General features: G+C 43.0%; 6 protein-coding genes. All 6 read left to right on the top strand.

All coding sequences use genetic code 11. The annotated features are described in order from the left end of the window. On the top strand, positions 1 to 91 hold a 91-nt coding region (locus BFP77_RS17105; protein ID WP_218963455.1), incomplete at its 5' end, for an ATP-binding protein. Between the two features lie 155 nt (positions 92 to 246). Then, complete coding sequence (locus BFP77_RS05390; RefSeq protein ID WP_099573026.1) at positions 247 to 726, top strand: acetyl-CoA carboxylase biotin carboxyl carrier protein subunit; 480 nt, start codon at positions 247 to 249, stop codon at positions 724 to 726. 10 nt (positions 727 to 736) lie between these two features. After that, positions 737 to 2,209 carry an acetyl-CoA carboxylase biotin carboxylase subunit gene (accC, locus tag BFP77_RS05385; RefSeq protein WP_099573032.1) on the top strand — a complete coding sequence of 491 codons (1,473 nt, stop codon included), beginning with the start codon at positions 737 to 739 and terminating at the stop codon, positions 2,207 to 2,209. 19 nt (positions 2,210 to 2,228) lie between these two features. Then, positions 2,229 to 3,770, top strand: coding sequence for an acyl-CoA carboxylase subunit beta (locus BFP77_RS05380; RefSeq protein ID WP_099573025.1), 1,542 nt, complete (start codon positions 2,229 to 2,231; stop codon positions 3,768 to 3,770). Positions 3,771 to 3,952: 182 nt separating this feature from the next. Beyond that, on the top strand, positions 3,953 to 5,329 hold the full coding sequence (locus BFP77_RS05375; RefSeq protein ID WP_099573024.1) for a methylmalonyl-CoA mutase subunit beta: 1,377 nt from the start codon (positions 3,953 to 3,955) through the stop codon (positions 5,327 to 5,329). Further along, a complete protein-coding gene (scpA, locus tag BFP77_RS05370; RefSeq protein ID WP_099573023.1) occupies positions 5,322 to 7,478 on the top strand; it encodes a methylmalonyl-CoA mutase in 2,157 nt (718 codons plus the stop codon). The genes BFP77_RS05375 and scpA overlap by 8 nt, the downstream gene beginning before the upstream one ends. The last annotated feature ends 10 nt before the right edge of the window (positions 7,479 to 7,488 follow it).

Genomic DNA, 7,488 nt, shown 5'->3' with positions numbered 1-7,488 from the left:
CGATGCTATTTTAGATAGACTCGTTCACACAGCACAAAGAATCGATATAAAGGGAGAATCAATGCGAAAAAAACTAAAAAATAAACAGTAAATTTAACTACAAAGGAATCGACTTTGAGCACTTAGTTTGCTATGCTCACTTTCATCCGGCGCACGTGGTTCACTTTGACAGGCTCATCCACTTAGTGGGTTAGCATATTCAAAGACGAAAAGATACTAGCCTTAAAATCGACTTAATAAAATACGATGGAAAAATACCTCATAATGGTAGACGATGCGGAGTTTAGCCTTAGTGCTCAAGATGTTGCCGCATTGGACATACAAACGCTAACGGACAAAACCTACCATCTCTTAGACAACGGGAAGGCCTATCATGTAGAGTTAGTAGATGTTAATTTCACCGATAGAACAGTAAGTCTCCTAATCAACGGAAATACGTATCGGTTGAGTATAAAGGATAATTATGACCAGTTGGTCGACAAGATGGGATTATTATCTGGAGCTTCACAAAAGGCAAAGAACATCAAAGCACCGATGCCAGGTCTTATTATGGATGTGTTGGTGGAAGCCGGACAAGAGATTGAAGAAGGTACGCCATTATTGGTCCTTTCCGCTATGAAAATGGAGAACCAAATTCTGGCCCAAGGAGCAGGCACTATTAAATCCATTGAAGTAACCGTTGGAGATAGTGTGGATAAAGGACAACTGATCATTGAAATGGAATAAACTGAAAAAGATGCAAAAAATACTAGTTGCTAATCGGGGTGAAATTGCGTTACGAGTCATGAAGACCATTCGTAAGATGGGGATAAAAACGGTGGCCGTATATTCGGATGCCGATCGTAATGCGCCCCATGTAAAGTTTGCCGATGAGGCGGTTTTATTAGGCAAAGCTCCTTCTTCCGAATCTTATTTAGTTATGGAGAAAGTGATAGCCGCTGCAAAACGGACTGGAGCGGATGGCATACACCCAGGATACGGATTTTTAAGTGAAAATGCCGTTTTCGCAAAGCTAGTGGAAGAGAACGGAATAACGTTTATTGGTCCCAGACCACATGCTATTGAAATCATGGGCAATAAACTAGCGGCCAAGGAAGCGGTAAAATCCTACGATATTCCTATGGTGCCAGGCATAGAAGAAGCCATTACGGATAAAGACCTGGCAAAAAAAGTGGCTAAAGAAATAGGCTTTCCTATTCTTATAAAGGCCGCGGCAGGAGGTGGTGGTAAGGGGATGCGGGTAGTTCATTACCTGAAAGAACTTCCCGAGCAAATGGATCGGGCCATTAGTGAGGCCGTTTCCGCTTTTGGGGACGGGGCCGTTTTTATAGAAAAATATGTAGGTTCTCCAAGGCATATAGAGATTCAGGTTTTAGCGGATACGCACGGGAATGTAGTTCATCTTTTTGAACGGGAATGCAGTGTGCAACGCAGGCATCAAAAAGTTGTGGAGGAAGCCCCTTCTTGCGTATTAACACCAGAGATTCGGACCGCGATGGGAGCGGCCGCTGTCCGTGTGGCGAAAGCATGTGATTATGTAGGCGCAGGAACGGTGGAGTTTTTACTGGACGAAAACAAAAAGTTCTATTTCTTGGAAATGAATACGCGTCTGCAAGTAGAACACCCCGTAACAGAATTGATCACCGGGTTGGATTTAGTGGAGCAGCAGATAAAAATTGCAAGGGGAGAAGCACTAGCATTTAAACAATCTGATTTAACTATAAAAGGACATGCCTTAGAAGTACGGGTATACGCAGAAGACCCGCTAGAGAATTTTATGCCGAGTATCGGTACCTTATCCACCTACAAAACACCAACTGGTGACGGGATTCGCGTAGATGACGGCTTTGAAGAGGGGATGACGGTTCCCATGTATTACGACCCTATGATCTCAAAACTGATTACCTACGGAAAGACGAGGGAAGAGGCCATACAGTTAATGGTGCAGGCTATTGATAGCTACCGCGTTGAAGGCGTAGCAACCACTTTGTCTTTTGGAAAATTTGTTTGTGAGCACGATGCGTTTAAATCGGGCGATTTTGATACCCATTTTGTGCAACACCATTACAGTCCGGAAGCATTGAAGGCTAAATATGATGATGAAAAGAAAATTGCTGCTATGGTTGGTTTACAACTTTATTTGGAACAGAAAGTAAAGTTGAAAGTGCATAGGGCCGCATCCCAAGATTGGAAACAGAATAGAAGCTAATAGAAGGTAAAAGTGAAATATGAGCGATAAAATAAAAAACCTAGAAGCCAAATTAGCAGCTGCTAAAACGGGCGGTGGAGAAGAACGCATCAAAAAACAACATGCAAAGGGTAAGTTAACGGCAAGAGAGCGTATCCATTTTCTAATGGACGAGGGTTCTTTTGAAGAAATGGGTGCCCTGGTTACCCATAGAACCACCGATTTTGGTATGGACAAACAGAAGTTCTACGGTGATGGAGTGGTCACGGGGTACGGAACAATCAACGGGCGACAGGTTTGTGTCTTTGCACAGGATTTTACAGTATTTGGCGGAGCGCTTTCAGAAACGCACGCGGAGAAAATATGCAAGGTGATGGATATGGCCCTTAAAATCGGTGTGCCCATGATCGGACTCAATGATAGTGGTGGCGCCCGTATACAGGAAGGAGTGCGTTCCCTGGGAGGCTATGCGGATATCTTTCATAAAAATGTGATGGCATCCGGAGTCATTCCTCAAATATCAGGAATTATGGGACCTTGTGCAGGTGGAGCGGTATACTCTCCGGCTATGACGGATTTCACCTTAATGGCAGAAAATTCTAGCTATATGTTCGTTACCGGGCCCAACGTGGTAAAAACGGTAACCAATGAGGAGGTTACTTCGGAAGAATTGGGAGGTGCAATAACCCATGCCACGAAGTCTGGCGTAACACATTTGACAGCGGTCAACGATATGGAATGTATTGCTCAAATAAAGACAATGCTATCCTACATGCCACAAAATTGTGAAGAATTACCGGAGTTAATCCCTATGGAATTCGGAAATGAGATTCGGGATGAGTTGGAACATATTGTGCCCGAAAATCCGAATCAGCCTTATGATATGCGGCTGGTTATCAAAGGAATCATCGATGAAGATTCGTTCTTTGAAATCCACAAGCATTATGCAGAAAACATTGTAGTAGGTTTTTCAAGAATAGGTGGCAGAAGCGTAGGTGTTGTAGCCAACCAGCCCAATAGTCTGGCCGGTGTTTTGGATGTGGATGCCTCTAAAAAAGCTGCTCGTTTTACGCGTTTCTGTGACTGTTTTAATATTCCTTTATTGGTACTGGTAGATGTACCGGGCTTTTTACCCGGAACCGACCAAGAATGGGACGGCATTATAACCAACGGTGCTAAGTTGCTATATGCTTTGAGCGAGGCTACGGTACCAAAAATAACGGTAATTACTAGAAAGGCCTATGGCGGGGCTTATGATGTGATGAACTCCAAACACATTGGTGCGGATATGAACTATGCTTGGCCAGGGGCGGAAATTGCGGTAATGGGAGCTAAGGGAGCTAGTGAAATCATATTCAAGAAAGAAATTGCCAATGCAGCAGATTCCGAAGCGAAATTGGCTGAAAAGGAAAAGGAATATGCGAATAAATTTGCTAACCCTTATAGTGCTGCGGAAAGAGGATTTATAGATGAGGTGATTCTTCCTAAGAATACGCGTAGAAAATTGATCAAAGCGTTTAGCTTGTTAGAAAGTAAGGTGGCGCATTTGCCAAAGAAAAAACATGGGAATATTCCGTTGTAAAATGGTAATGGCTTGAGGTCACTTCGAGTGATTTTTGTGTGTAGCGAAGCAAACCCAAAAATAGTATGGAGAAGCCTAGGTGCTTATAAGGTTCTCGATAGATTCTGATTTTATCGCAACGGTAGAAGTGACAATGAGTAAAAAAAGCATATATTTTGATGCCTTGTATGGCAAAACTAATTATGAAGCAAAAACTATTTACCGAATTTGAAGAAGTCTCCGAAAAGGCCTGGAAACAGAAAATACAGTACGATCTTAAAGGGGCGGATTATAACGACACCTTGGTTTGGGAATCTCCGGAAGGGATTAAGGTAAAACCCTTTTACCATCAGGACTCCATGTCGGATATCTTTTCGGAAATACCTTTGCCTGAACATGGATGGTCTATCGGACAGGAAATTTATGCTGGTAATGCGGCAATGGCCAATAAGAAAGCCATTAAAGTACTGCAGAACGGTGCAGAACGGATACAGTTTATTATTCCATCGGAAACGATTGATAGTTCAGTGTTGTTGAAGAATATTGACCTAAAACTGACTTCTGTTTATTTAGAAATGCAGTTTCTTTCGGAGCCTTATATACAGTCAGTTTTGGATGTTGCCAAGGGTCATGAAGGTGCCATTTATTTTAATGTGGACATCATAGGCAATTTAGCACGTACGGGAAATTGGTACACTAGTCTAGAAAAAGACCATCGATGCTTGGATTTGATGCTAAAAAGAAAAGCTAAGCACATCCTAAGCGTGGATGTTTCCTTGTATGAAAATTCTGGAGCTACAATGGTACAGCAATTGGGCTATGCCATGGCACATGCCAATGAGTATTTAAACCATATAGATCACAGTGGTAGCGGTAACCAGATTAAATCCTTGGTTTTTAAGGTAGCTGTTGGAGGTAACTATTTCTTTGAAATAGCCAAACTACAAGCGTTACGAGTGCTGTGGGAAAATTTAATTTCGGTTTATGACATGAAGTTAGATTGTCATATTGTTGCCTATCCTTCTAAAAGAAATAAAACACTTTACGATTATAATGTAAACATGCTGCGGACCACCACGGAATGTATGTCCGCCGTATTAGGAGGTGCCAATACGGTTATTAATATGCCTTATGATGCACTATATAATAAATCCAACGATTTTGGGGAGCGTATTGCCCTGAATCAATTGTTACTCTTAAAAGAGGAAAGCTATTTCGATAAAGTAAGCAATGCATCGGACGGGTCCTATTATATAGCATCTTTGACTGAGCAGCTGGCAGAAAAAAGCTTGTCACTGTTAAAGTCTATTGAGAAGGGCGGCGGATTCTTAAAACAGCTTAAAAATCATACTATCCAAGGAAAAATTAAAAAGTCTGCCAACAAACAGCAGGAACGTTTTAATGCACAAGAAGAAGTTTTGGTGGGGACGAACAAGTTCCAGAATGAGACGGATACCATGAAAGAAAACCTAGAGCTTTATCCTTTTGTGAAAACCAACGCAAGAAAAACGTTGCTGGTACCAATAATAGAAAAGCGTTTAGCAGAAACCATGGAACAAAATAGATTGAAGGATGAGTAGAAAAAGCCTGGACAATCTTAGTTTAAATTCTTTGGCGGTAACTGCAAAAAAAACTAATGCTACCTCAGATGGCAGTACGGGGTATGTTACTGCAGAAAATATCGAACTAAAAAAGACTTATTCCGAGTCGGACATAGCGTCTTTGGAGCATCTAAATTTTGCAGCAGGAATCCCACCTTATTTGCGTGGGCCCTATTCTACAATGTACGTTAGAAGGCCTTGGACCATTCGCCAATATGCTGGGTTTTCTACGGCTCAAGAGAGCAATGCATTTTATAGAAGAAATCTGAAAGGCGGACAAAAGGGTTTATCCGTTGCTTTTGATTTGCCTACCCATCGGGGATATGATAGTGACCATGAGCGCGTGGTGGGCGATGTGGGAAAAGCAGGTGTTGCAATCGACTCCGTAGAGGATATGAAAATCTTGTTCGATGGAATTCCTTTGGATAAGATGTCGGTTTCCATGACCATGAACGGTGCGGTATTGCCCATAATGGCCTTTTATATTGTTGCTGCGGAAGAGCAAGGCGTGTCCAAAGCTTTATTGGCAGGCACTATACAGAACGATATTTTAAAAGAGTTTATGGTGCGCAACACCTATATCTATCCACCAGAACCTTCCATGCAACTGGTGGCCGATATTTTTGAATATACGAGTCAGTTTATGCCTAAGTTCAATAGCATTAGTATCTCGGGGTACCACATGCATGAAGCAGGTGCGCCTGCGCATATAGAACTGGCCTATACCCTAGCGGACGGACTGGAATACATCCGAACCGGAATTAAAGCCGGTTTAAAAATTGATGATTTTGCACCCAGACTTTCCTTTTTTTGGGGTATTGGCATGAATCATTTTACGGAAATAGCCAAGCTGCGCGCTGCGCGTATGTTGTGGGCAAAACTGGTGAAGCAGTTCAATCCTCAAAATCAAAAATCACTTGCCTTGCGAACGCATTGCCAGACTAGTGGCTGGAGTCTTACGGAACAAGACCCGTTTAATAATGTGGCGCGAACTACCATTGAAGCAGCGGCAGCTGTTTTTGGAGGTACGCAGAGTTTACATACCAATGCCTTGGATGAGGCCATAGCCCTACCAACGGATTTTTCTGCCCGAATTGCCCGTGAGACCCAGATATACTTACAAGAAGAAACCAAGATAACCAAGACTGTAGATCCTTGGGCTGGAAGTTATTATGTGGAGACCTTAACGAATGAGTTGGCTGAGAAAGCTTGGGAGCTTATGGAAGAGGTAGAAGATTTGGGCGGTATGACCAAAGCCATTGAAGCCGGAATCCCCAAGATGCGTATCGAGGAAGCGGCCGCCAGAAAACAGGCACGATTGGACAGCGAACAGGATGTACTTGTGGGCGTAAACAAATACAGACTAGAAGAAGAGGACGAGTTACAGATACTGGAAGTAGACAACCAAGCGGTTCGTAAGGAGCAAGTCGAAAGATTAAATGCTATAAAGCGAGATAGGGATAGCAAAGAAGTAGAAGTTTGCCTGCAGAAGCTAACAGAGGCGGCCAAAACAAAGATGATTGGTAACGGAGCTTCCGATAATTTATTAGCTTTAGCGGTAGAAGCGGCCAGACTTAGGGCAACCCTAGGAGAAATCAGTGATGCCTTGGAAGTTGCTTTTGGGCGTCACAAGGCAGAAATAAAATCATTTACAGGAGTGTATTCCAAGGAGATAAAAAACGACAGTAGTTTTAAGAAGGCACAAGAGCTTGCCGATAAATTTGCGGAACAAGATGGCCGTAGGCCGCGTATTATGATTGCCAAAATGGGTCAGGACGGTCATGACCGTGGCGCTAAGGTAGTCGCTACGGGATATGCCGACCTCGGTTTTGACGTAGATATAGGGCCATTGTTTCAAACACCGCAGGAAGCCGCTAAACAGGCCGTGGAGAACGATGTGCATATTTTAGGCGTATCCTCCTTGGCAGCAGGGCATAAAACCTTAGTGCCAGCTGTAATAGCAGAATTAAAAAAGTATGGCCGGGAAGATATTATGGTCATTGTTGGCGGCGTTGTCCCTAAACAGGACTATCCCTTTTTATTGGATTCCGGAGCCGCTGCGATATTTGGACCTGGCACAAAAATCAGTGATGCCGCTATTGAGATATTGGAGCTTCTGATGGAATAGAAGATAGTAA

Source organism: Maribacter sp. 4U21, from assembly GCF_002742365.1.
In the GTDB taxonomy this organism is placed as follows: Bacteria; Bacteroidota; Bacteroidia; order Flavobacteriales; family Flavobacteriaceae; genus Maribacter.
This window is presented reverse-complemented; position numbering and strand designations above follow the sequence as displayed.

Bases quoted from the DNA above. Each gene is read 5' to 3' on its own strand.
- accC (WP_099573032.1), top strand. From the start codon at position 737: ATGCAAAAAATACTAGTTGCTAATCGGGGTGAAATTGCGTTACGAGTC.
- scpA (WP_099573023.1), top strand. From the start codon at position 5,322: ATGAGTAGAAAAAGCCTGGACAATCTTAGTTTAAATTCTTTGGCGGTA.
- BFP77_RS05390 (WP_099573026.1), top strand. From the start codon at position 247: ATGGAAAAATACCTCATAATGGTAGACGATGCGGAGTTTAGCCTTAGT.
- BFP77_RS05380 (WP_099573025.1), top strand. From the start codon at position 2,229: ATGAGCGATAAAATAAAAAACCTAGAAGCCAAATTAGCAGCTGCTAAA.
- BFP77_RS05375 (WP_099573024.1), top strand. From the start codon at position 3,953: ATGAAGCAAAAACTATTTACCGAATTTGAAGAAGTCTCCGAAAAGGCC.